General features: G+C 32.5%; 20 protein-coding genes. 13 read left to right on the forward strand and 7 right to left on the reverse strand.

Annotated features, from left to right (window positions below):
• Positions 1 to 147: 147 nt before the first annotated feature.
• Positions 148 to 1266: a GNAT family N-acetyltransferase gene (locus QMA06_RS10000; protein ID WP_290206711.1), complete on the reverse strand. Its 1119-nt coding sequence runs from the start codon at positions 1264 to 1266 to the stop codon at positions 148 to 150.
• Positions 1267 to 1284: 18 nt separating this feature from the next.
• Positions 1285 to 2250, reverse strand: coding sequence for a transporter (locus tag QMA06_RS10005; RefSeq protein ID WP_290206712.1), 966 nt, complete (start codon positions 2248 to 2250; stop codon positions 1285 to 1287).
• Between the two features lie 190 nt (positions 2251 to 2440).
• Here QMA06_RS10005 and QMA06_RS10010 point away from each other — a divergent pair, with 190 nt between their 5' ends.
• The 4 genes from QMA06_RS10010 (at position 2441) to QMA06_RS10025 (ending at position 8176) form a co-directional block, all read left to right on the forward strand.
• On the forward strand, positions 2441 to 2713 hold the full coding sequence (locus QMA06_RS10010; protein ID WP_290206713.1) for a DUF4834 family protein: 273 nt from the start codon (positions 2441 to 2443) through the stop codon (positions 2711 to 2713).
• 111 nt (positions 2714 to 2824) lie between these two features.
• The gene (locus QMA06_RS10015; protein WP_290206714.1) at positions 2825 to 5257 is read left to right on the forward strand and encodes a YfhO family protein; all 2433 of its coding nucleotides are present in this window, start codon (positions 2825 to 2827) and stop codon (positions 5255 to 5257) included.
• A 102-nt stretch (positions 5258 to 5359) separates the two neighbouring features.
• On the forward strand, positions 5360 to 6646 hold the full coding sequence (locus tag QMA06_RS10020; RefSeq protein WP_290206715.1) for a glycosyltransferase family protein: 1287 nt from the start codon (positions 5360 to 5362) through the stop codon (positions 6644 to 6646).
• A 69-nt stretch (positions 6647 to 6715) separates the two neighbouring features.
• Positions 6716 to 8176, forward strand: coding sequence for an oligosaccharide flippase family protein (locus tag QMA06_RS10025; RefSeq protein ID WP_290206716.1), 1461 nt, complete (start codon positions 6716 to 6718; stop codon positions 8174 to 8176).
• 265 nt (positions 8177 to 8441) lie between these two features.
• Here QMA06_RS10025 and QMA06_RS10030 read toward each other — a convergent pair whose 3' ends face one another.
• Complete coding sequence (locus tag QMA06_RS10030; RefSeq protein ID WP_290206717.1) at positions 8442 to 9770, reverse strand: hypothetical protein; 1329 nt, start codon at positions 9768 to 9770, stop codon at positions 8442 to 8444.
• 226 nt (positions 9771 to 9996) lie between these two features.
• On the opposite strand from QMA06_RS10030, the gene QMA06_RS10035 reads away from it, so the two are divergent.
• Positions 9997 to 11079, forward strand: a complete 1083-nt coding sequence (locus QMA06_RS10035) for a DUF3667 domain-containing protein (protein WP_290206718.1) — start codon at positions 9997 to 9999, stop codon at positions 11077 to 11079.
• Between the two features lie 22 nt (positions 11080 to 11101).
• On the opposite strand, the gene uvrA is transcribed toward QMA06_RS10035, so the two are convergent.
• Entirely contained in the window at positions 11102 to 13891 is a 2790-nt protein-coding gene (gene uvrA, locus QMA06_RS10040) for an excinuclease ABC subunit UvrA (RefSeq protein WP_290206719.1), read from the reverse strand.
• A gap of 470 nt (positions 13892 to 14361) precedes the next feature.
• Between uvrA and QMA06_RS10045 the strand changes: the two genes are divergently transcribed.
• Positions 14362 to 14946 (forward strand): RNA polymerase sigma factor, encoded by a 585-nt coding sequence (locus tag QMA06_RS10045; RefSeq protein ID WP_290206720.1) that lies wholly within the window; start codon positions 14362 to 14364, stop codon positions 14944 to 14946.
• A 516-nt stretch (positions 14947 to 15462) separates the two neighbouring features.
• Here the strand turns inward: QMA06_RS10045 and QMA06_RS10050 are convergent.
• The gene (locus QMA06_RS10050; protein ID WP_008271090.1) at positions 15463 to 16158 is read right to left on the reverse strand and encodes a LytR/AlgR family response regulator transcription factor; all 696 of its coding nucleotides are present in this window, start codon (positions 16156 to 16158) and stop codon (positions 15463 to 15465) included.
• A gap of 201 nt (positions 16159 to 16359) precedes the next feature.
• Between QMA06_RS10050 and rpsF the strand changes: the two genes are divergently transcribed.
• The 5 genes from rpsF (at position 16360) to QMA06_RS10075 (ending at position 18954) form a co-directional block, all read left to right on the forward strand.
• Complete coding sequence (rpsF, locus tag QMA06_RS10055; RefSeq protein ID WP_290206721.1) at positions 16360 to 16710, forward strand: 30S ribosomal protein S6; 351 nt, start codon at positions 16360 to 16362, stop codon at positions 16708 to 16710.
• Positions 16710 to 17009: a 30S ribosomal protein S18 gene (rpsR, locus tag QMA06_RS10060; RefSeq protein ID WP_173280593.1), complete on the forward strand. Its 300-nt coding sequence runs from the start codon at positions 16710 to 16712 to the stop codon at positions 17007 to 17009. The genes rpsF and rpsR overlap by 1 nt, the downstream gene beginning before the upstream one ends.
• Positions 17010 to 17023: 14 nt before the next feature.
• On the forward strand, positions 17024 to 17485 hold the full coding sequence (gene rplI, locus QMA06_RS10065) for a 50S ribosomal protein L9 (RefSeq protein ID WP_290206722.1): 462 nt from the start codon (positions 17024 to 17026) through the stop codon (positions 17483 to 17485).
• Positions 17486 to 17584: 99 nt separating this feature from the next.
• A complete protein-coding gene (locus QMA06_RS10070; protein WP_290206723.1) occupies positions 17585 to 18454 on the forward strand; it encodes a glycerophosphodiester phosphodiesterase family protein in 870 nt (289 codons plus the stop codon).
• Positions 18455 to 18480: 26 nt separating this feature from the next.
• Positions 18481 to 18954 (forward strand): DUF6495 family protein, encoded by a 474-nt coding sequence (locus tag QMA06_RS10075; RefSeq protein WP_290206724.1) that lies wholly within the window; start codon positions 18481 to 18483, stop codon positions 18952 to 18954.
• A 70-nt stretch (positions 18955 to 19024) separates the two neighbouring features.
• Here the strand turns inward: QMA06_RS10075 and QMA06_RS10080 are convergent, their stop codons facing one another.
• Both QMA06_RS10080 and QMA06_RS10085 read right to left on the reverse strand, forming a co-directional pair.
• Positions 19025 to 19768: a hypothetical protein gene (locus QMA06_RS10080; protein ID WP_290206725.1), complete on the reverse strand. Its 744-nt coding sequence runs from the start codon at positions 19766 to 19768 to the stop codon at positions 19025 to 19027.
• A 97-nt stretch (positions 19769 to 19865) separates the two neighbouring features.
• Positions 19866 to 21107, reverse strand: coding sequence for an ABC transporter permease (locus QMA06_RS10085; RefSeq protein WP_290206726.1), 1242 nt, complete (start codon positions 21105 to 21107; stop codon positions 19866 to 19868).
• Positions 21108 to 21389: 282 nt separating this feature from the next.
• Between QMA06_RS10085 and hisS the strand changes: the two genes are divergently transcribed.
• Positions 21390 to 22760: a histidine--tRNA ligase gene (gene hisS / locus QMA06_RS10090; protein ID WP_290206727.1), complete on the forward strand. Its 1371-nt coding sequence runs from the start codon at positions 21390 to 21392 to the stop codon at positions 22758 to 22760.
• 972 nt (positions 22761 to 23732) lie between these two features.
• Positions 23733 to 25304, forward strand: coding sequence for a T9SS type A sorting domain-containing protein (locus tag QMA06_RS10095; RefSeq protein ID WP_290206728.1), 1572 nt, complete (start codon positions 23733 to 23735; stop codon positions 25302 to 25304).
• The last annotated feature ends 47 nt before the right edge of the window (positions 25305 to 25351 follow it).

Genomic DNA, 25351 nt, shown 5'->3' on the forward strand with positions numbered 1-25351 from the left:
CAAATTATTCATTTATAGAATTCGTTTAGACTTTTTTACAATTTGCTAAGAATTCAAAAAGTTTAGACTAGTTCATTGTAGAACGATCATCTCAATTATAATTGAGATGATCGTTTTTTTTTATTATCTAAAACTCAAGACATTCTGCTATAAGTTTTTTATAAAAGTCTTACGTCTAGCATAAACCTTAGGATCAAAATGTTTCCAGATCTGCTTAATGGCCACATTGTCTTCTAGTTCAGGTGTTCTATAACATGTTTTGATACCTTTTTCAGTGAAAGTTTCGTAATATTCATTGAAAATTAAGGCATGGATGCCCTTATTTTGATAGTCTGGATGTATGCCGATAAGATAAAAAATAACCTCCTTACTATTCTTTTTTGCTTTTAATATATGTGTAAATCCAAACGGAAACAGTTTGCCGTTTGCTTTTTGCAGTGCTTCAGCAAATCTTGGCATTACAATAGCAAAACCTATTAATTGGTCGTCTTTATCTAAGACAAATTTAATATATTCAGGATTAATAAAACTAATGAATTTTTTCTTGAAATATTCTTTTTGAATATCTGTAATTTCAACAAAAGACGATAATGAAGCATAACTTTTGTTAAACAGATCAAACATGCGGTCTGCATATGGCATTACATCGTCGGTTTTTGTAAAAGATAAGGCCTTCACCTTATAACGCCGTTTTATTAGTTCTACAGCTTTTTTAAAAAACTGAGGTTTCACATTACTAAACGGAAATCTACTTTCTGAATATTCTTTTTCAATTTTAAAACCATGTGCCTTATAGTGATGCACGTAATAAGGGTGATTATACCAAGTAATCATTGTTGCTAAATGATCAAAACCCTCGGTCATAACTCCAACTTTATCCAAATTAGAAAATCCAACAGGACCTTCGGTGTAACTTAACTGATGATCTCTTCCAATATTTTCAACCGTTTCTAATAGTGCTTTGCTCACTTCCAAATCGTCAACAAAATCGAACCAACCGAAGCGCATTTTTTTAATATTTTGCTTGTCAACTTCCAACCAATTTATAATAGCGGCAACTCTACCCACAACCTTTCCAGACCTGTAGGCTAAGAAGAAACGGGCCTCTGCATCATTGAAAATAGGATTTTTATCCTTATTAAAAGTTTCTAACTCTTGTTTAATTATCGGTGGTACCCAATATTTTGAATCTTTGTATAATGTAAAAGGAAATTTAACAAATGCTCTTAAATCCTTTTTTGCTGAGGCTTCTTTAATTGTAATCATGTAGTTAGGTGAGCTAAATTAAGAGTCGAAATCATCTGTTTTTTTCTTTTTGTTCTTGTTTTTTCGCATTTTGCCATTTCCATATCTTGCCGAATTACCGTTATCGATCTTTTTATCTTTGTGAAAATCTAAACGATAAGAAGCGCCAAATGCAATATTGAATATAGTAGGAGTATCTTTGGTATTAAAAGCAATATTAGCATCTAATTGAAAATCCTTGGTCCAAAGATAGGCGCCACCAAATCTAAAAATGTTATCAGCATAAAAATCACTTTGAATACCTTGTGTTTCACCAAATACTACCCACTGTGGAGTAAAAGAATGGGTAAGCGTCAGCACATATGAAAAATCGGATTGATCCGTACCAATTCTATCTTTTATTAAATTCATTACAAAAACCCAACCTCCATTAAAGTTATTTTGTGTAGCTATCATAATTTTCGGGCTAAAGCCTTCAATATTAGGCGCCACATAGGGATTGTCTTTGGTGTCAAAATTTGCGCCGACATAGACGGATATCGCTGGTATTAATGATTTCCAACTAAAACCCCTATTGGCATGGAAACTGTACAAATTTGGTTTAGCATCTTCTGCGTTTTTGTAAGGGTCATATACCAAATATTTTGCTCCTAATGTAAAATTCTTAAAATTAGAACGGGGATCTTCAACTGGAATCGTTGTATTATTATAGGTAATATTATCGTTTTGATAAATGCCCTCAAGAGACAATTCTAATTCTTCAAAAAGTAAACCATATCTCAGGGCAAAATCGAGACCAAATCCAGAAACTTCGTAATTAAGAAGAGCATGTTCTTCTTTCACAGTAAACGCTCCAGCTTCAAATTGTACAATCCCAGTACCCACCGAAAATGCACTTTTGGATACGCCTGGACGATTAGAATTAATAACCTCGGTATATTGACCGAAAGCTAAATTAAAAGAAATTGAAAGTATTACTATTAGGGTTGATTTGAGTATTCTCATTTTTTAAGGGTTTAAAATCATTCAGTCCATTGAAGATTTCAGTCAAATATATAGATTTTATACCATTTCTAATTTGAAATTTTGAAACGGAATCGATATTATGAATTTTTTAAGGAATATTAGCGCAATATAATTGATGATAATTGTATTTTTGACTATTAGATTATCATTTATTCAATTAGCTTAGTCCATGGGATTACTGAGAACTATATTAATTATTTTATTGGTTTATTTCGGCTTCAAAATTTTAGCCCGTCTTTTTGCGCCGTTATTAATGCGTTTTGTCGCTAAAAAAGCAGAACAAAAATTTGGGGAGCAATTTGGTGGATTTCAAAATGCAAACCAAAAAAGACAGCAACAGAAACAGAAAGAAGGTGAAACGGTTATTGATAAAATGCCTCATCAAAACCAAAAATCTAATGATAAAGTAGGGGAGTATGTTGATTATGAAGAAGTTGATTAATACTACTTTTTTTTTAATTTATGCTGAATATCATTCAGTAATAGTGGAACTTTAATTTGGGTTTCAAAAAATATTACTACTTTTCAGAATCATTCAATTTAATGCATTTTCATGTCAATTTCCATTAAACGTTTATTGCCACATGTCCTAATCTTAATTGGGTTTGTCGTATTATCTTTAGCTTATTTTAGTCCAGTTTTACAAGGTAAAAAAATCAACCAAAGTGATATTATGCATTACATTGGTATGGCGCAACAGCAAAAAGAATTTGCCAAAACTACAGGTGAGGAAACTTATTGGACCAATAGTGCTTTTGGTGGAATGCCAACTTATCAATTAGGAGCAAAATATCCACATAATTATATTAAAAAACTCGATTTAACATTACGTTTTCTTCCTCGACCTGCAGATTATCTATTTCTTTATTTTATTGGCATTTATATATTGTTATTGTCTCTAAAAGTAGATTTTAAACTTGCTGCTTTAGGTGCATTAGCATTTGGGTTTTCAACCTATCTGATTATTATTCTAGGGGTTGGCCATAATTCTAAAGCGCACGCCATAGCCTATATGCCATTGGTTTTATCTGGGATTGTACTCACCTTCCGAAAGAAATATATTTTCGGTTTTTTACTGACTACAATAGCTTTAGGATTGGAAATTGTGGCGAATCATTTCCAAATGACATATTATCTATTATTGTTGGTTTTGGTTCTTGGTTTGGTATATCTCATTGATGCTTATCGAAAAAAAAAGTTACCACATTTTTTTAAATCGGTAGGTCTGTTGAGTGTGGCAGCCATTTTAGCCGTTGGTCTTAATGCTACAAACATTATGGCAACCCAAGAGTACGTGAAGGAAAGTGCACGTGGACAGAGTGATTTAACCATTAACTCAGATGGCTCACCGAAAGAAATCACATCAGGTTTAGATAAAGCCTATATTACCGAATACAGTTATGGAATTTTGGAAACTTTTAATCTCTTCATTCCAAAATTTATGGGAGGAGGTAATTACGAAGATGTTGGTAAAGATTCCGAAACCTATAAAGCTTATATAAATCTCGGGGCATCACCAATTGAAGCGCTCGATGCTGCCAGAAATGCACCAATGTATTGGGGCGATCAACCTATAGTAGAAGCTCCAGCTTATGTGGGAGCGGTTATTATTTTCCTGTTTGTTCTAGGATTATTTTTAGTGAAGGGCCGTTTAAAATGGTGGCTTGTTGGTGGCACAATATTATCATTACTCCTTTCTTACGGTAAAAATCTAGGATTTTTAACGGACTTCTTTATTGATTATGTGCCTTTATATAATAAATTTAGAGCAGTTAGTTCTATTCAAGTGTTATTGGAATTATGTATTCCAATTTTGGGCGTTTTTGCATTATCGAGATTGTTCAATGATTATCAGAAGGATGAGGAAAAGCTAAAAGCATTATTATATTCAGTAAGCATCACAGCAGGTTTAGCCTTAATCTTTTTATTGTTCAAATCTGCTTTATTCGATTTTGAAGGGCTAAGAGATGATCAGTATATTCAGGCATATGGCCAACCATTTGTCGATGCTGTAGTGGACGATCGAAAATCTCTAATGACCACAGATACATTAAGAACATTGATTTTAGTTTTATTATCAGCGGGAACCATTTATTTATTTCTTAAAAAGAAACTTTCCGAAAATTTAGTTGTGGTTGTATTTGCAGTTTTGATTCTTTTCGATTTAGTAAATGTGGACAGACAGTATGTGAATAACGATAATTTTATTTCAGCCTTAAATGTCGACAAACCCTATCAACCTAACCAAGCCGATAAAGAAATATTAAAGGATAATGACCATTTTAGAGTGATGGATATGTCTTCTGAGGGTCAGCGTATGCCGGCTAAAGCGGCTTATTTTCATAATTCATTGATGGGTTATAGCGCCGCAAAACTGGGACGTGCAGAGGAATTGTTAGATTTTCATGTGTATAAAAATAACATGAATGTCCTTAATATGCTTAACACCAAATACATTATTGCAGAAGAGCAAGGCCAAATTTTTCCATATACCAATACTGAGGCCAACGGAAATGCTTGGTTTGTTTCAAAACTTAAAATTGTCGCTAATGCCAACCAAGAGATTAGGGCTTTAGATAGTTTAAACACAAAGACCACAGCGGTTTTAGAACAAAAAGTTCAGACAGATAATCGTTTGAAAACATCGTATCAAGTAGATTCTATTGCGTCTATTCAGTTGAAGGAATTCAAACCCAATTATTTAAAATACGAATCTAATAATGAAAATGAAGGTTTGGCCGTTTTTTCAGAGATTTATTATAAGCAAGGATGGAATGCATACATTGATGGCAAATTAACATCACATTTTAGAGTGAATTATGTGTTAAGAGCTCTAGAATTACCAAAGGGAAATCACACTATAGAGTTTAAATTCGAACCACAAGTTGTTGAAACCGGAAGTAAAATAGCTTTGGCGAGTTCTGCTGTTTTGGGTATTTTAATTTTGTTTGGATTGTATTTTTCTTTTAAGCAAAATGAAAATTAACTGTCATTCCGAGAATTTATGATCGTTAATAAAAATGAAGTATTGCTATAATAAAAGAACGTATAATAGTATTTAAGATTTCTGCTTTCACAGGACTATAGGATGAGCACAAAAGTACTAATCATAACTTATTATTGGCCTCCAGCGGGTGGACCAGGGGTACAGCGTTGGTTGAAATTTGTAAAATATTTACCCGAATTTGGTATTGCCCCGATCGTTTATTGTCCTGAAAATCCTAATTATCCAATTCTTGATGAGAGTTTGGTTAATGAAATTCCTGAAGATATTATTATTTTAAAGCAGCCCATTAATGAACCTTATGATTTGGCGAGTGTTTTTTCAAAAGGTAAATCCAAAAAGATAAGTTCTGGAGTCATCCCAAAAGCTAAAAAACAATCTTTAACAGAAAAAGCGATGCTGTATGTGAGAGGCAATTATTTCATTCCAGATGCTCGCAAAAATTGGATAAACCCTTCGGTACATTTTTTAACAAATTATATAAAAGAGCATCAAATTGAGACGATTATAACCACAGGACCGCCTCACAGCTTGCATTTAATTGGTTTACAATTAAATGCAAAATTAGATGTTAAATGGTTGGCCGATTTTAGAGATCCCTGGACAACAATCGGTTATCACAAAGATTTAAAATTAACAGCAGCTTCAAAAGCAAAACATTTAGACTTAGAGCAAAAAGTATTAAATTCTGCTGACGAAATTATAGTTACAAGTTATCATACTAAAAACGAGTTCCAAACTAAATCTAAACGAACTATTACGGTTATTACCAACGGTTATGATTCGCATAATATAAGTATAGCGAAGAAGGATAGGTTGTTTACCGTATCGCATATAGGGTCATTATTATCAGAACGAAATCCTGAAGTTTTATGGGAAACACTTTCAGAATTAATCGAGGAAAATGCTGATTTCGCCGCGGTTTTTAAGTTGCAGTTGGTTGGTGTAGTTAGCGATGATGTTATTTCTTCCATACACAACTACCGCTTAAAAAATCATTTAGAAGTTGTGGGTTATGTCAGTCATGATGAAGCGATAAAATTTCAAATGCGCTCGCAGCTTTTATTGTTAATCGAAATCGATTCCGAAGACACTAAAGCCATCATTCCGGGAAAGGTTTTTGAATACCTTATTTCAGAAACACCAATTTTAGCGATTGGCCCCAAAAATGCCGATGTGGAGCAAATAATTAATTCGACCAATACTGGAACCTATTTTAATTACCATCAAAAAGAGTCATTAAAAACGCAACTATTGCACTATTTTGAAGCGTTTCAGAATAATGCGCTTAAAGTAAATGCTATTGGTTTAAAGCCTTATAGCAGAAAAGCTTTGACGGAGAAATTGGCAAAGTTGATTTTACGCTCTTGAGGGGACTTGAGGAGTGTTTTTAAAAATCATTTTGGAGTTTGATATTTTATAGTTGTTATTTGTACTTCTATGGGAATCGTATTAAACCAATCTTTCAAAAACACAATAACTACTTATTTAGGGTTTGGAATTGGTGCTGTTAATACACTTTTTCTTTACACCAATTTTTTGACGGATAAGTATTATGGTTTAGTTGCTTTTTTATTGTCTGCGGCTAATATTATGATGCCGTTTATGGCTTTTGGAGTTCATAACGCCATTGTAAAATTTTATTCAACGTTTAAAACCAAAAGTAGCATCAATAGTTTTTTAACCTTAATGTTGTTTTTGCCGTTATTATTTATCCTTCCGACTGCGTTCTTGGGCTATTTTGCCTATGATAGTCTCGCTGATTGGCTTTCAAACGAAAACCAAATTGTAGAAAATTATGTTTGGCATATATTCATACTAGCAATATCGATGGCTTATTTCGAAATCTTTTTTGCTTGGACGAAAGTGCAAATGCAGACTGTTTTTGGGAATTTGATGAAGGAAATATTTCACCGTGTATTAATTATGCTATTACTTATTGCCGTATATTTAGAATGGTTGACGGTAGATCAATTTATTACAGCTTTAGTTGGTGTGTACGTCTTTAGAATGCTTATAATGAAACTTTACGCATATTCTGTTAGATTTCCGAAGTTACAATTTCAAAAACTTGGAAATCAGTTTTCAATTATAAAGTATGCAGGTTTAATGATTATTGCGGGCTCTGTGGCGATGTTAATTCTCGATATCGATAAATTTATGATTGGACTTATGTTGCCAGATATCGAGCAAGTCGCTTATTATAGTGTTGCCATTTTTATCGCTACAGTTATTGCCGTGCCGCAACGTGCCATGCATCAAATAATGTTACCACTAACAGCACAATATCTCAATGAAAAAAATCATGAAGCCTTGGAAGATTTGTATAAACGTAGCTCTATGACACTTTTGGTGGTGAGTGGTATTATTTTTTTACTAATCATTTTAAACATCAATCAGTTATATGAAATTCTTCCCAAAGAATTTACAGGGGGCCTTTTTGTTGTGCTTATTGTGAGTCTGGCTAAGCTTTATGATAATAGTTTAGGGAATAACAATGCGATTCTTTTTAACAGTGATTATTACCGAATGGTGTTGTTTTTTGGAGTACTATTGGCTTTTATGGCTATAGTTTTGAATACCGTTTTTATTCCCATCTTTGGTATAGAAGGTTCTGCTTTTGCAACATTTTTAGCAGTGTTTATTTACAACACTATCAAAATTTTATATGTAAAACGAAAGTTTAATCTATTACCTTTTACCAAGGGATCAGTTAAGGTTGTCCTTATATTGCTAATATTGGTTATGACTTTCTATTTCTGGGATTTTTCATTTCATCCTATCATTAATATCATATTAAAATCTGTTTTATTAGGTTTAATTTATGTAATCCTAATCTTTAAGTTGAATGTTTCCCAGGATATAACTAATCAGATAAGAAAGTATTTGCGGTTGAAGTGAATAGGTATAGTATTGTGAGTGTTGATTAAAAAAAATCATAATTGAAATATTATTAATAGAATTGAAATTGAAATTTGAGATTCAAACACAAAAATTTTCCGCGAGGATCAGTGAAATTCTTAGTAGATTTTATAACTAGCAAACGGAGTGCTTAGAAGTATTTTAAAATAAAGTTTCCCAACCTTTACTAAAATATATAAGAATGTCCCGTAAGGTGCTCTGAGGCATACAACATACGGGACATTCAACCAACCAAAAAAAACTTTTATCCTCTTGTACGTCTTGTTTGAGATCCAGAAGAACTTTGGTTGCGCGTTCTACCTGCACTAGATTTACTTTTTACAGACGATGATTTTCTTTTATTTTGAACCACACCACGCTGACTTGTGTTTCGTGATGTGCTCTTATTATATATACGAGATTTTGTTGCTTGCGGTTTTCTAACTGATGTCGTTCTTGTTTTATAGTTAGACACAGCACTTTTTGATCGCGTCACATTCTTATTTAAATTTCTCTGCGAAACTGTATTATTTCTACCTGTAGTTCTTATCGGCGTCTTACCAATAATGTTAGAGCGAGATGTTGATGATTTAGACGTTCGAATCGATCTTACAGGAGCTTTCGTTCTGGCGTTAGAACGTGCTGCTACCACTTTACTATTTCTACTCGTATTAGCAGAATTGATAACTCGTTTACTTGAACGTTTCGTAGTTACTGTTTGATTATTACGTTGCGTTCCAAGTCTTGTAGTGGTAGTATTACTTTTTCGTGCTGTACTTTTGTTCGAAATATTGTTATTACTAAAACGTGTTGCTCTTGTATTTGCTATCGATTTATTAACTCTTGTTGCACGAGCCCTAATGTTTCTTTCGGTTCTATTTCTAGGTGTTTGTACATAACTGTTAGTTCGTCGTGTTTTAGAATAAGAACGTCTTATAGCGTAGCCATTATTATGTTTTCCGATATTGTAATAGCGCACATTATTAATGTAAGGTCTGTAATAAATGTGTCTCGTTGGTATATAATGTTGTCTATAAGGATTAACATGTACTACAGAATAATTAATGTGAGGTGCAGCATAAAATCTGTGCCATGGTCTATAGACATAAGATCTGTTATGAATATTAATAAATCCATCGTATCTCCAAAAGGTGTTATTTCTGTAATAGACATTAAGCCCACCAACCCTGTTTATTCTTCCAAAACTATTGTAGTTAATAAAGATATTTCCAATTTGATTTACACGACCATAATAATCATAGTAAATTGGCGTATTTTCAATTTGAATGATAGCACCAAAACTATCATACTGAACATAAGGGTTATAATCATAACCAGAATTGAAACTTAAGCTAAAACCTGGGCGATTAATATTTACGCTGACATCGGGACCGTAATTTGCGATGTAAAAATCGAACTGGCCGTCGGCGAATACTGAAAATTCAATTCCTGCCTCATTAAATATGAAAGAATTACCATAACCTCTAACATAGTTATCGATGGAAGCGTTAGATTCTGCTGTAGTGCTGTTGGTGGCGAATACAGTTGTGCTTATAGCGACAAAAGCTGCAAATAAATATAGTAGTCGTTTCATAATAATTGGGTTTTAAATTAAACTCGTTTAGTAAACTACAAACAACGTGCCAATATTACAAACAGCTGATTATCATTAGTGTTGTCAACTTTTAAGTTCATAAAGTTATGTTTGTGATATGAAGCGGATGCTAAATTTTATTTTTATACTTTAGTTTTCATATTAAGAAATAGTAATCTGTTAAATTGAAAGTTGTTTAACTTTTGATATTTATGCATCAATCAACATGAAAATTAATCAGGTAAAATGTAAAAACTGTGAACAGCCATTTGATGAAGGTTTTCAGTTCTGCCCGCACTGCGGACAAAAAACAAACGACGAATTAACGATTGGAGTTTTGTTCTACAATACCATAAGCAATTATTTTTCATTTGACGCCCGTTTTTTAAAAAGCTTTCTACCATTATTAACTAAGCCAGGTTATTTGGCTAAAGAATTTATAAAAGGAAAACGATTGCTGTATCTGCATCCAGCACAGATGTATTTATTTATCTCCGTTATTTTCTTTTTTATTTTTTCATTTAAGGCGCGCAAACAAGCTGAAACTTTAAATGAAGAATTGAAAAAAACGTTAACCACAGAACAGGTTGTTGAATTAGATTCCATTATGACGGACAAAAGAATGTCTGATTTAAAAATTGAAGATTCATTGTCTAAACTTGAAATAAGAAAAGCACTAAAAGATAATCAGTGGATTACACAAATGTCGAATAAGGAAATTGACTCTATTCTAGAACTTAAAAATATTCCAAAAAAAACGGATGTATCGTTTGGTTTTAATGAGTGGAAAATAGATTCGCTAATAAATATAAAAGCGACAGATGAGGAAATTTATAAAGAAATGGGGTTGGACGACGACGACGGTTGGTTTATGAGAAAATTATACACCCAAGCTCTTAAATTTTACCAGGCAAGAGATGGCGGCAATGTTTTACAAGCATTTTATGATACTGTACCGATAGCTTTATTTTTCTTGTTACCAATTTTTGCAGCTATAATTAAACTGTTGTACTACAATAAAGGCAGATACGCACATCATTTGGTGTTCAGTTTCTATTATTTTTCATATTTATTTACAGTTTTTAGTGCCATATTTGGTTTTAATTTAATTTGGGATATACCAGATTGGATCGATTTTCTTATCGCGTTATCCACCTTTATATATTTAATGATTGCTTTAAAACGCTTTTACGGACAAGGATGGCTGCTAAGTTGGCTAAAATGCAGCGTTGCTACATTTACATTTATTGCCATCATTATACCGACGGCCGCAATAATTATGGGCTTACTTGCTTTTATGATTTATTAATTCTAAAACGAAGAAAAACCTGTTATAATTTTTCTTGAAGATATGTCCCTGTCACTGAATTTTTGTTCTTTACAACATCTTCAGGTGTTCCCGATGCAACTAGCTTTCCTCCATGTTTTCCACCTTCTGGTCCAAGATCAATAATATAGTCGGCACATTTAATTAAATCGATATTGTGTTCAATAACTATAATAGAATGCCCTTTGTTTATTAAGGCCTGAAACGATTTTAATAATTTCTGAATATCATGAAAATGAAGTCCTGTAGTTGGTTCATCAAAAATAAACAAAGCATTATCACTTTTACTGCCTTTGCCTAAAAATGTGGCTAGTTTTATACGCTGTGCTTCACCACCAGATAGGGTAGAGGAAGATTGTCCTAATGTTACGTAACCTAAGCCTACATCTTGAAGAGGTTGTAATTTCTTTCGGATTTTAGATTGGTTATGGGCCTTAAAAAATGTAATAGCATCATCTATTGTAAGATTTAAAATATCAGCTATAGATTTGTCTTCGAATTTAACCTCTAAAACTTCTTTCTTAAAGCGTTTTCCGTTACAGGTATCACAGGTTAAATGAACATCGGCCATAAACTGCATTTCAATGGTCACTTCTCCTTCACCTTTACAGGTTTCGCAACGTCCACCATCAACATTAAAACTAAAATGTTTGGCCGCATAATTTCTTATGTTACTCAATTTTTGAGCTGCGAACAAGGCTCGAATATCATCATAGGCCTTTATATAAGTAACAGGATTAGAACGCGATGACCGACCAATAGGATTCTGATCTACGAATTCCACATGTTGAATATTGCTAAAATCTCCAGCTATTTCTGAAACCTGACCAATTTTATCGCTAAAACCTGTTAATTTCTTTTGTATCGCTGGAAATAGTATTTTTTTGACCAAGGTACTTTTTCCACTACCAGAAACGCCCGTAATAACGGTTAGCATTTCTAATGGAAATGTCACATCTATGTTCTGTAAATTATTTTCGCGTGCACCTATAATATCAACACTGTAAGGTGAAGTTCTACGTTTTTTAGGCACTTCAATCTCTAATTGACCGTTTAAGTATTTTGCAGTTAAAGTATTGGCAGCTAAAATGCCATTAAAATCTCCAACGGCAACGACTTCTCCACCAAAAGTTCCGGCTTCAGGGCCTATATCTATAATGGCATCAGCAGCTTTCATAATATCCTCATCGTGTTCAACCACGATTACTGTATTTCCTAAATCGCGAAGAGATTTTAATACTTCAATTAAGCGCTCAGTGTCTTTAGGGTGCAAGCCAATACTAGGTTCATCTAAAATATACATTGATCCTACAAGGCTACTCCCTAAGGATGTTGCCAAATTAATTCGCTGACTTTCACCACCAGATAGGGTGTTCGATTTTCGGTTTAGTGTTAAATAACTTAACCCAACATTGGTTAAAAATTCTAGTCGTGTATTAATTTCTGTTAGAAGTCGTTTCGCTATTTTGGCATCGCTTTCATTTAATTTTAAATTTTTGAAAAACACAATCAATTCATCAATTGGTAAATCCACTAATCCTGTAATAGTTGCTCCGTCAACTTTAACATAATTGGCTTCTTCACGTAAGCGTTTACCGTTGCAAACATTGCATTTGGTTTTTCCACGATAACGCGAAAGCATCACACGATTTTGAATTTTATAAGCCTTTGATTCTAGTTCAGCAAAGAAGCCATCTAACCCTTCGAAATATCTATTACCTTTCCAAATTAATGCTTTATGGGCATCACTCAACTGAAAGTATGGTTTATGGATGGGGAAATCGAAATGATGCGAATTGTTCACCAATTGGTCTCTGTACCAGCTCATACTTTCTCCACGCCATGGAAAAATAGCGTTTTCATAAACTGATAAAGCCGTATTTGGGATCACTAAATCATCATCTATTCCAATAACATCTCCATAGCCTTCACATTTAGAACAAGCTCCATAAGGATTATTAAAACTGAATAAATGAGCATTAGGCTCTAAAAAAGACATGCCATCTAGTTCAAATTTATTATTGAAAAGCGTTTGTTTATTATCCGCAAGCGATTCTATAACACTCGTACCAACACCTTCATAAAAAGCTGTTCCAACCGCATCGGCTAGGCGATTAAGAAAATCTTCATCATTTTTAAAGACTATCCTATCGACAACTAGGAATAAATTTTTATCAGTTTTGATCTTTGTTTTCAAGGCATCATCAATTCTAACAACGTCATTTTTCACTTTTATTCGAGCATAACCTTGTTGTTGAAGCGTTTGAAGTTTATTTTCAATGGTTCGTCCTTCCTCTAAAATAATTGGTGCTAAGAGTAAAAGTTTACTGCCTTCTTTAAATGTTGAAATAAAATTAATAACATCAGAAACTGTATGTTTTTTTACTTCATTGCCTGAAATAGGCGAGTAGGTTTTTCCGATACGAGCAAATAATAATTTTAAATAATCGTAAATTTCTGTGGTGGTCCCTACTGTAGAACGTGGATTGGTAGAATTTACTTTTTGCTCAATCGCAATAGCTGGAGCAATACCTTTTATATAATCTACTTTGGGTTTGTTCAATCTGCCTAAGAACTGACGCGCATAACTACTTAAGCTTTCTACATAACGTCTTTGACCTTCGGCATATAATGTATCGAAAGCTAAACTCGACTTTCCAGAACCTGATAAACCTGTAATTACTACCAATTTATTTCTAGGAATAACAACATCAATATTTTTAAGATTGTGCAATTTTGCACCCTTAATAATGATATTTTCTTTTGGGTTAACGTCTAAAACAGTAGTATTCATAGGTTCTATTCAGTATCTAAGTTTGCAAAGATACTATATTAGAAAATAATGAATAAATTATGCCTTATAATTTGTGAGCGTACCTGAATTAAGGATTTAATGAAAGGTAACTTTGTTTTTAATACATCGATTTTATCTGAACATAGAACACTTAAATAAATAAATTTTTACGAGGTCGAAAAAAAAAGAGGGTGTAAAATTTTGTGTATGTTTTTTAACCAACTAATAAAGAGCGTATTGAACGAAATATATTGTTAGTTTTCTTCTGAAAGGTTATATCTATAAAAGGAATATTTTATCCGATAAAATGTTAAATATTTTCGTTTTTTTTTGTTTTTTCGGAATGATTGTTGTTATATTTGGAACTTATTCATATATAAACACAAACGCGTATAGCATAAAATTACTTTAAGAAAACAGCTTTTAACCCCAGACTTAGTAGATTTTTACTAGGCTTTAAAGTAATTATTATGAACAAAGAACTTACCCAAGACGCGGTGTTGGTTAGCAACTACATTAATGGAAATGAGCAGGCATTATCTATATTAATAGAAAGGCATAAGCAAAAAATTTACAGTTTTATTTATAGCAAAGTTTATGATAGAGATGTGACTGAAGATGTTTTTCAGGATACATTTATAAAAGTGATTAGAACTTTAAAACGAGGTAAATATAATGAAGAGGGCAAATTTTTACCTTGGGTAATGCGAATTGCTCATAATTTAGTGATTGACCATTTCAGAAAAAATAAGCGGATGCCAAAATTTCAGAATGCAGGGGATTTTAGTATCTTCTCAGTATTAAGTGACTCTAGTTTAAATGCCGAAAAATCTTTAATTAAAGACCAAGTAGAATCTGATGTAAGACGTATTATTGAAGAATTACCAGAAGATCAAAAACAAGTACTTTTAATGCGTATCTATCAAGATATGAGTTTTAAGGAAATATCGGAGCGAACTGGCGTAAGTATTAACACAGCATTGGGTAGAATGCGTTATGCCTTAATAAATATGCGTAAAGTAATAGATCAAAATAATATTGTTTTAACTAATTGAGTAGCACCTATCAATTTTAAGACGATTTAGTATTTTCATACAATAAAAGAAAATTAGTTTCGTTTTTGCTATATAGAAACTCATAAATAGTTAAAATGGCGAAAATTTACTCTAATCCTTCCTCAAAAAATGAAAACCTAGCACCAAAGGGTGAAACGATAAGTTTTCTGTTAAATTACTCAAAAGCTTTAAGTGTTATAAGTTATAATAAAATGAAGTTTGAAACACTTCTAAATTAATTTAACTTTAGAAAAAATCCTGATGCGAGAGCATTAGGATTTTTTTGTTATTAAATTTCTTAAACTGTAGACTTAGTTTTAATGCTTACAAGTGTTTCAAGTCTTAACTAGGTGGAATACTCTTCAAATTTTACAGAAGCTTACTAATCTAAAAGAAATACTAATTCCTACGGTTGGGATCACTATAATTTAAAAGCCGTACACAAAAAAAAAATCCTAAGCCGATGCTCAGGATTCTTAAACTTATAATGTATGCTTTTGATATTGATGTAAAGTTCTACATATTATTTAAAGCATCTACTAATTGTGTCTTTTTATTTCGACTTAAGGGGATTTCATAAGCGCCAACTTCGACATTTTTACTGTTAAATCGGTCAATTTTATCAAGATTCACAATGTAGGATTTGTGAATTCTTAAAAACTTACCTTCTGGTAATTCCTGTTCGAATGCTTTCATGGTAGATAATACTACCAAGCTATTTTCTTCTGTAACTACTTTTACGTAATCGCCAAGAGCTTCAATCCATTTAATATCCTTAATATAAACTTTACGTTTTTTAAGATTGCTTTTTACAAAGATGTGCTCACCATCAGTTTCGTTAAAGTCTAATTTCAATTTATGCTGCTCAATAGCTTTTTCTACGGCAGTATTAAAACGTTCTTTTGTGATTGGTTTCTGAAGATAATCGGTGGCATCGTAATTAAATGCTTTAAAAGCATACTCTGTTTTGCCGGTAACAAAAATAATTTGGGGTTTGTTGTTGAGTACATCTAGTAATTCAAAACCGTTTAATACGGGCATCTCTATATCTAAGAAGATAAGATCTACTTTGTGGGTATTAAGACCGTTTTTTGTTTCTAACGCACTACTGTACTCTGCAATAAGATTAAGTGAGGAATGATTCTCAATTAACTTTACTATAGAGAGACGCTGAATCGCAGAATCATCAACAACTACACAGTTTAAAGTCATAACATTATTAATTTTAGGTTAAGATATCGACAATAGTACGATAAATTCGGTTAAAAAACAAATATTACCGACAAAGCGTATTATTTAACATATTTTATTCGTTAAAGTACTAATATAGTTATTACAATAAAAAAACGTTGCCTAATCTAGAATTAATATGTATTTTTGCAGCCGTTTTAACAATAAACAAATATATTTATTATGAATCATTATGAAACTGTTTTCATCTTAAATCCCGTTTTATCTGACGATCAGATAAAGGAGACAGTAAAGAAATACGAGGATATGCTCGTTTCTAAAGGTGCTAAGATGATTGCCAAAGAAGATTGGGGACTAAAAAAGTTAGCTTACCCTATCCAAAACAAAAAAAGTGGTTTTTACCATTTATTCGAATTTACCGTAGATGGTGAAGTCATTGAACCTTTAGAGTTAGAGTTTAGACGTGATGAGCGTTTTATGCGTTACTTAACTGTGAAATTAGACAAACATGCTATTTCATGGGCTGAGAGAAGACGAGAAAAAATGAAAGTTAAAGCAAAAGCAAAAGCGTAATTATGTCATCAATAGAACAACAAGCAAAAGGAAAAAAAGACGGAGAAATTAGATATTTAACTCCTTTAAATATCGAGACGTCTAAGACTAAAAAATATTGTCGTTTTCAAAAATCTGGTATCAAGTATGTAGATTATAAAGATGCAGATTGGTTATTAGGATTTGTAAACGAGCAAGGTAAATTGTTACCAAGACGTTTAACAGGAACGTCATTAAAGTATCAAAGAAAAGTATCTGTGGCAGTAAAAAGAGCTAGACATTTAGCCTTAATGCCATATGTTGCAGATTTATTAAAATAAAATATCATAACACAATGGAACTTATATTAAAACAAGACGTTGATAATTTAGGATTTAAAGACGATATTGTATCTGTTAAGAACGGTTATGGTAGAAATTTTTTAATTCCTCAAGGACAAGCTATAATGGCTACATCTTCTGCTAAAAAAGTATTAGCTGAGACATTAAAGCAAAGAGAATACAAAGAAAAAACTATTATTGCTGATGCAGAAAAAACTGCTGAAGGCTTAAAAGGTTTAGATATTAAAATTACAGCTAAAGCTGGAACTGGCGCAACTGCTGGTGATAAACTTTTTGGTTCTATTACCAAAATGGATTTAGCTGCTGCACTTAAAGACGCTGGTCATGAAGTTGACAAAAAGTTTATCGCTATTACAGGTGGTAACATTAAGCGTTTAGGTCAGTACGAAGCTGCAATTAGATTACATAGATCGGTAACTGTAGATTTAACTTTCGATGTTGTTGCTGAAGCTTAATCTTTATTAAGATAATTTTTAAAACCGTTTAGTTTTCTAAACGGTTTTTTTATAATTTTTTTTTAGACCTGAATTAACAGGTTTTAATTATATTCTATTATGAAACAGTATTTTATAATTTTATTTGTGTTGATTTCTCTCGGTTGTAAACAATCTAAAGAATCAATACCAACGCCAGATATTCAACCGTCTAAGCTCATAGCACTTTTTAAAGCTTCAAAATCCGACTTTCCAAATATTAGTGTGCATCGCGGTGGAAAAGGATTAGTGAATTATCCTGAAAATTGTTTAGAAACTTTACAATTTGTTAGCGATAGTATTGTTGCTATATATGAAGTCGATGTGGCTCAAACAAAAGATAATCAATTGGTGTTACTACATGATAAATCGATTGATAGAACTACAACAGGAAGTGGAAAAGTTGTGGATTTAACATACAGCGAGTTGAAACAATTTTATTTAGTGGATGATCACGGAAATGAAACTGATTTTAAAATTCCATTGTTTGCCGACGTATTATCCTGGAGTAAAAAGAATAATGTAATTCTTACTATTGATATTAAGAGAAGTGTGCGTCCGGAAGTTGTGATAGAAGCTATTAGAAAAGCAGAAGCTGAGGATATTAGTATTATTATCACATATGATGTAGATCAAGCCATAAACGCATACAATTTGGCCCCAGATTTATTATTGTCTGTTTCGGCTAGAAATAATGATGAATTCGAGCGTTTATTAAATGCTAAGATACCTACAGAAAATATGCTAGCTTTTACTGGTACACGACTGTCTGACGCATCGCTTTATAAAAGATTACACGATAATAATATCGTATGCATGCTAGGAACTTTAGGTAACTTAGATCGAAGCGCACAAGCCAATGGAGATGAATTATACATTGAATGGAAAGAAAAAGGTGCGGATATTATGGCTACTGATAGACCTTTTGAGGCCTATAAAGCAATAAATTAATTTATTAATAGAATAATTTACTGAACATGAAATATTCAAGATTAACCAAAGAACAATTCGAAGAATTACACAAAGAATTTATCAATTTTCTAGCTACACAATCGATAACAGGTGAAGAGTGGGAAGATATAAAAAAGAATAAACCAGAAACGGCTGAGCAAGAATTAGATGTTTTTAGTGATTTAGTTTGGCTCGGTGTCTTGAGTAAAGTCGAATATCTCGAGCATATTTCAGCACAACAAATCCATCTTTTTCAATGTAACGAAAAAAGTATGCGATTAATCGCTTTACGCATAGATAAATCAGAAATAGATCTTACCACTAAAGAAGGGTTTAATTGGTTAAGGGATAATTTATTATCGGATTCTGTAGAATTTTTTAATGCGAAAAAAGATTACTCGGAAGATAAGCATTTAGATATTTTCAAAATGATTCAGTCTGGTGCGAATATCACCAAAGGAGAACTGTTTAATTATTTTGCTAATTTGGTGAAGGGGTAACACACACCAACTGCAAAGGCAGTTGATCATTTTTAGCTTCTTTTATCTTTTTATTTTTTTTTGAATACAATTAAAATTCAATAGTTTCATATTGATAATTGATTACATTGGTGATTATATTGCCCATGAAATTAAATACGATAGTTGATTTTGTTGGGTAGCCTTGGTCATTATATTCATAAGTTGTTGTTGCTCCATTTCCGTTATCTAATATGTTATTTTGGTTAGCTCTTTCATCAATCCAAAAACTAGCGTCAGTTAGTCCCATAGCAAATTCAGGTCGTTTTTTGTTGTCATATGTAAAACCTGTTGAACTGCCTCCACCTTCTCCATCTGTGCTGTTTATTTCAGAAATATTACCATTTGAATTATACACAAATTCAGTTTCACAACAATATATATTATTATCATATTGAATATCTATTGTTTTTTGGCCAAGACTATTGTAAGTGTACTCTCTAGTAGTTATGATTCCTTCTTCATCCGGTGAGTTTGTAGCGATTTCAATTAGACCTGATGAGTTATATGAATAAGTAGAAAACCATTCTCCATAATCTGTTTTTATCAGCAGGTCTTCATTGTCATATATATAATCCCCAATATATGTACCAGAATAGGTATCGTTTATTATCCGTCTTAAATTTCCATTCGAATAGTATTCATAATTCGTAGTTTCAATATCTCCATCATTGCTAATTTCCGTTTTTTCAACTAATCTATAATAACTAGAGTTTTGATTAATATTTTCATTACTATCAGAACTACAAGAATAAAGAAAGGTTGTAATTATTATTGACATTAGAATTTTTTTCATTGTAATTTAATTTTAACTATTTCATAATTATACAAAATTAAACTCTAACTATAAAAGGAAAATTTCTTTTAAGATTCCTACCTTCGCAAGAATTTAGCTACTCATAACGCAGACTCTCAATAGGATCTAACTTCGCCGCTTTTGTAGCCGGATACAATCCAGAAACTACAGCTACAATAAAAGCAATACTCGTCGCCCAAATCATCGCGACCCAAGGAGTTGAAAATTCAAGGTCAAAACCATTAGCAACGGCTAGGCCGATTAAAATCCCTAGAATGGTACCTAAAATACCTCCAAGCTGACCAATGATAATTGTTTCCATAAAAAACTGAAATGCAATGGTTTTACTTTTAGCGCCAAGCGCTTTTCTAACACCAATTTCTCGAGTTCGCTCACTAACGGAAACCAACATAATATTCATCAAAGCAATCGTAGATCCGAATATAGTAATGATGCTAATGATCCATGCCGCCACATAAAGTGCAGCCGTATTTTGTGCGACTTGGTTTAATAGATCTTCACTGCGTTCTATACCGAAATCATTGTCTTCAACAGGATTAAGACCTCTAATATTACGAAAGGTTAAAATAGCATCTTCTTGAGCGGCTTCAAGCATATCATTCTTGTCTACTTTTACACTCAAGCTATAGTTAATATTGGGATTGGTAAATATAGAGCGGGCTTTCTGTATAGGAATAAATACACGTAAATCTTGGTTATTGCCAAATGTAGAACCTTTCTCTTTTAATACGCCAACCACTTTAAATTTAGAACCTCTAATACTTATGGTTTTGTTCACTGGATTTTCGACAGGAAACAACGCCTTTTGTAAATCGCTACCAATCACACACACGGCATTACTATTGTCTACATCAAATACATTCAACGAACGCCCATTTTCAATTTCTAACCCTGAATTTTCAATGTAAAACTCATTAGCACCAAAAACGCCAACTTCAGGATCTGTTTTTTTACTGTCATATTTTACTTCAGCAGTCATCGTTCCTGTAAATGAAACGGCAACCGTAGTGAAAGGGAAGTTATAATTATCTTCAAAATCCTTGACATCCCGATAGTCGATAACCGGATTTACCTTCTGGCGTTCTCTACTACTCTGACGTTGGTTAGTAAATTCGTAGCGTTGAAAATTGAACGTATTAGAGCCCATAGAAGAAAAATTACTAGTAATCGTATTTTCTAATGCAGACACACCACTTAGAATTCCGACCAAAGCCATAATACCAATAGCGATAATTAAAACCGTTAAAATGGTACGTAATAATTGACTTTTTATAGAATCGAACGCAATTCTAATATTCTCTCTAGCTAATGAAAACATAGTTATATTTCAAGTTAGTTGGGTTGTTTAAAAGTATAAGACTACTTAAACACGATAAAGTTACTATAAAATGAAGATATCTTTATAAGACCTCTGAAAATTATAATATTTTTGTGACTCGATAATAGAAACTTTGAGTTTTTATTATCGAGTCACACTGAGCGAAGTCGAAGTGTTTGTGTGAGGAAAATAAAAATATATCGGCTGTACTCAATATAACAGTTGAGTTCAAATTAATAGAAGTTTCACTAAATAAGATTTCCACTTTTGTGGAAAGTAAACATGGCACAAAAACCAAGTATACCAAAAGGCACAAGAGATTTTAACGCAGAAGAAGTGGCGAAGCGTTCCTATATCATGGAAACGATAAAAGCGCAGTTTCAAGTTTATGGATTTCAACCGATTGAAACCCCAAGTTTTGAAAACTCGGATACCTTAATGGGAAAATATGGTGATGAAGGAGATCGCTTAATTTTTAAGATTTTGAATAGTGGCGAGTTTTTGAAAAAAATCTCGGATAACGATTATAACTCTAAATCTGAAGGAGTATTAACATCTAAGATTTCAGAAAAAGCGCTTCGCTATGATCTTACAGTTCCTTTCGCAAGATACGTGGTACAGCACCAAAACGAAATCGAATTCCCTTTCAAACGTTACCAAATTCAACCTGTTTGGCGTGCAGACCGTCCGCAAAAAGGACGTTTTAGAGAGTTTTTTCAGTGTGATGCCGATGTTGTGGGATCTACGTCTTTATTTCAAGAAGTCGAATTTATACAATTATATGACGCGGTTTTTTCAGCTTTAAATCTAGAAGGTGTTACCATTAAAATTAATAATCGTAAAATCTTATCGGGAATTGCAGAGGTGATTGGTGCACAAGATAAATTGATTGATTTTACGGTCGCTTTAGATAAGCTAGATAAAATAGGTGAGGAGAAGGTTAAAGAAGAAATGCAAAGTAAAGGTATTTCTGAAGACGGTATTTCTAAGCTTCAACCGTTGTTTATATTAAAAGGAGATTTTGGAAATCAAATAGAAAGTTTAAAAGCGATTTTAAGTTCGTCTGAAATTGGATTAAAAGGCATTGAAGAACTTGAATTTATTAATACAGCGATTTCAAACTTAAAATTGAAAACGGCAACCTTACAATTAGATGTTACATTAGCAAGAGGTTTAAACTATTATACAGGAGCTATATTTGAGGTTTCTGCACCCAAGGATGTAAAGATGGGTTCAATTGGTGGCGGTGGACGCTACGATGATCTCACAGGAATCTTTGGTCTTAAAGACATGAGTGGAGTCGGTATTAGCTTTGGACTGGATCGCATTTATTTGGTGTTGGAAGAATTGGGTTTGTTCCCAGATACTATTGCTGATTCTACAAAAGTACTGTTCATTAATTTTGGGGAGAACGAAGCTATGGCTTGTTTGCAAACCGTTACTAAATTGAGACAAAACGGATTAAAAGCAGAATTGTATCCTGATGCGGCAAAAATGAAGAAGCAAATGAATTATGCAAACCGTCGTAATATACCGTTTGTGGTTTTAGTTGGAGAAGAGGAATTAAAATCTGAAGTTTTCACCTTGAAAAACATGAACTCTGGAGAACAGCATAAAGTAGAATTTAAAGAACTTGAAAGATTGTTAAAATAAAGAAAGCCCCAGTAAACATCATAAAACTGGGACTTTCTAATCACTAACTAATTACCAAATGATAAAATTCATTTGATATAAACAAACAATCAACTAACTCATTATTATATTTTTGCTCATTTCAGCAACATTTTCGGTTTTAACTTTATTATATAAATTCTAGTTTTTAATAACATATCTCGCGCTGAACGTTAAATATCAATTGCCTCGTAATCTAAAGCAATATTCTCTTGTTTAAAAAATATTTAATTAATAGACTATTTTGATTCCAACCTATATATAATTGAAATATCAGAACAATCGTCAATTAAAAAGATTTCGTCATCTTAATCAGTCTTACTATCAAAATTATTCCGAATTTTCATCCAGATTTATAGTTAATTTTCTAGTGACTGTAAATTCAAATGAATTTAAATCTTGAGTAAAATAATGCTCGCGACAAAATAAATTACAATCGAAAGTAAATGCGGTCTTTTAACAAAATTGGTATAGACCTTTATTTTTGGTTTTCTCCGTTTAAGACTAAATTCTTCGACAAACATACGTTATTAATCTTTAAAACGCAAATAAATCCGATAAAGTGTATTTTTTGTGTATAATGTACTTTTTAGAATTAAAAGAAAATGATTTAATTTACCTGACGCTTCACGTTTTGTTTAATAAAACTGGGTCTTAATAGCTGGCTTTTGCATTCTTTGGGGGATTATTTCAGTTTAAAACAGAAGTTTTTACTTTTGTTAAAGTAATATTTTTCTTATTTTTTTGATTCATTTTTTGCGAAGGAATTCTATATAAAAGGTCGTATATTATCTTAGATATTTTATTTCAATGGATTACATTACAGTTGTAATTTTTCTTACGTTTAAAGCAAATATTTATGAAATGTAAATAAAAAAAAATGATAACTTTTTGATAATGATTTGAATATTTACGGTTTAACTCGTTTCTTTGTAATCCCAAATTTACTAAAAAATGAAAAAATTTTACTTTACAGCATTAGCTGTAGCTTTTTGTTATACTACAATAGCTCAAGATTTATCTAGTACTGTGCATATAAGTGCTGGTACCACAGTTATCGTGTCATCAGGCACAGAAGTTTCTGCATCAGAAATAAACCTTAAATCCACATCCGATCGCTTTGCATGCTTATTTCTAAACGACGAATTAGATCCTACTACAGTTGTAAATTATGATCGTTATGTTAACAAAATTGGTTCATCAAGCCAAGGTGTTGGTAACGATTTAATTTCTTTACCTGTAAAGACATCAGCCGACGCTACGTTTTCTGAATTTTTAACGTATACAGATGGTACTAACATAAATTCATTGATTATACCTAATGCACCGTCCGTGCCTACGATATTTGCCTTCGGCCCTTATAATAATTCTAATCGATCTTACACCAATTATAATGCCATGACTGATGGCGGTGTAATACTTAAAAGGGGAGTAGGCTATAGAGCTGCAAGCTATAACGGACAGACCGTAAGGTTTACTGGTACGGCAACTATAGCATCTGAAACCGTTGAAATATCTACAAATAATAATTCATGGAACTCAGTAGGTAATCCCTATACGACGTATATAGATTCTCAGGCTTTTCTATCTGCAAATTCTGAGGTTTTAGATCCTAGCGCACAAGCGATTTATGCTTATAATAGTGGAACCAATACGGACACCGGTGCTGGGACCTTTGGTAATTTTACAATAATTAACGCATTAACCAATACAGACGTAAATATTGCGCCTGGTCAAGGATTTTTAGTAGCAAACGATCCTATAGATTCTACAAATCAGTTAAGCTTTACTACAGCTATGAGAATTTATGAAGGCACAGATGATTTTATATTAGGTAGAAATGCCAATCAAAATCAAATGCTACGTCTTAAAGTTGAAAATGGTACGGATAAGTTTGCTACAGAAATTTATTTTAATGCGAATTCATCTCAAGGTTTAGATCCTGGCTACGATGCAGCCCTTTATGGTGATAATAATCTGATGGTTTATTCACATTTGGTCGAAAATAACCTTGGTAAGAATATGGCTATTCAAAGTCTTGGACTAAATGATCTCAATGATATTAGTATTCCTTTAGGGTTAAAGGCAGCACAAGGACAGGAAATTATCTTCAGTATAGAGGCAAATACATTGATAAATGAATTTGATGTTTATATAGAAGACACCAAAGCCAATACCTTTACCTTATTAAATACTAATAGCTATTCGTTTACCGCTAATAATGCTATTTCTGGTACAGGACGATTTTATCTTAGATTTGAAGACCGTGCACTGTCCACTACTGTTATAAATACGGATGTTTTGCAAATATTGGCAAGCGACCAAACGCTTCAAATTAATGGACTACTTTTGGCAGATACTCAAGTCTCGGTTTATGATATACAAGGCCGTTTAGTGCTTTCTTCTATCTTAAAGGAAGCCTCAGATAGCAACGAAATTGATGTAGCAAGTTTAAGTCAAGGCATCTACGTCGTTAAGTTATATAATAACGCACAACAGCAAACAAAGAAAGTGATTTTTAAATAAATTTTAATTTACGCTTTTATGCCTATTAGTTATGCTAATGTTTTTAC

It is taken from the genome of Winogradskyella bathintestinalis, from assembly GCF_030407435.1.
GTDB classification, from domain to species: domain Bacteria; phylum Bacteroidota; class Bacteroidia; order Flavobacteriales; family Flavobacteriaceae; genus Winogradskyella; species Winogradskyella bathintestinalis.

Coding starts and splice junctions, on each gene's coding strand:
- uvrA (WP_290206719.1), bottom strand. CDS start 13,891: ATGAATACTACTGTTTTAGACGTTAACCCAAAAGAAAATATCATTATT.
- QMA06_RS10000 (WP_290206711.1), bottom strand. CDS start 1,266: ATGATTACAATTAAAGAAGCCTCAGCAAAAAAGGATTTAAGAGCATTT.
- QMA06_RS10005 (WP_290206712.1), bottom strand. CDS start 2,250: ATGAGAATACTCAAATCAACCCTAATAGTAATACTTTCAATTTCTTTT.
- QMA06_RS10070 (WP_290206723.1), top strand. CDS start 17,585: ATGAAACAGTATTTTATAATTTTATTTGTGTTGATTTCTCTCGGTTGT.
- rpsF (WP_290206721.1), top strand. CDS start 16,360: ATGAATCATTATGAAACTGTTTTCATCTTAAATCCCGTTTTATCTGAC.
- QMA06_RS10050 (WP_008271090.1), bottom strand. CDS start 16,158: ATGACTTTAAACTGTGTAGTTGTTGATGATTCTGCGATTCAGCGTCTC.
- rplI (WP_290206722.1), top strand. CDS start 17,024: ATGGAACTTATATTAAAACAAGACGTTGATAATTTAGGATTTAAAGAC.
- QMA06_RS10095 (WP_290206728.1), top strand. CDS start 23,733: ATGAAAAAATTTTACTTTACAGCATTAGCTGTAGCTTTTTGTTATACT.
- QMA06_RS10025 (WP_290206716.1), top strand. CDS start 6,716: ATGGGAATCGTATTAAACCAATCTTTCAAAAACACAATAACTACTTAT.
- hisS (WP_290206727.1), top strand. CDS start 21,390: ATGGCACAAAAACCAAGTATACCAAAAGGCACAAGAGATTTTAACGCA.
- QMA06_RS10080 (WP_290206725.1), bottom strand. CDS start 19,768: ATGAAAAAAATTCTAATGTCAATAATAATTACAACCTTTCTTTATTCT.
- QMA06_RS10020 (WP_290206715.1), top strand. CDS start 5,360: ATGAGCACAAAAGTACTAATCATAACTTATTATTGGCCTCCAGCGGGT.
- QMA06_RS10075 (WP_290206724.1), top strand. CDS start 18,481: ATGAAATATTCAAGATTAACCAAAGAACAATTCGAAGAATTACACAAA.
- QMA06_RS10085 (WP_290206726.1), bottom strand. CDS start 21,107: ATGTTTTCATTAGCTAGAGAGAATATTAGAATTGCGTTCGATTCTATA.
- QMA06_RS10035 (WP_290206718.1), top strand. CDS start 9,997: ATGAAAATTAATCAGGTAAAATGTAAAAACTGTGAACAGCCATTTGAT.
- QMA06_RS10015 (WP_290206714.1), top strand. CDS start 2,825: ATGTCAATTTCCATTAAACGTTTATTGCCACATGTCCTAATCTTAATT.
- QMA06_RS10030 (WP_290206717.1), bottom strand. CDS start 9,770: ATGAAACGACTACTATATTTATTTGCAGCTTTTGTCGCTATAAGCACA.
- QMA06_RS10010 (WP_290206713.1), top strand. CDS start 2,441: ATGGGATTACTGAGAACTATATTAATTATTTTATTGGTTTATTTCGGC.
- QMA06_RS10045 (WP_290206720.1), top strand. CDS start 14,362: ATGAACAAAGAACTTACCCAAGACGCGGTGTTGGTTAGCAACTACATT.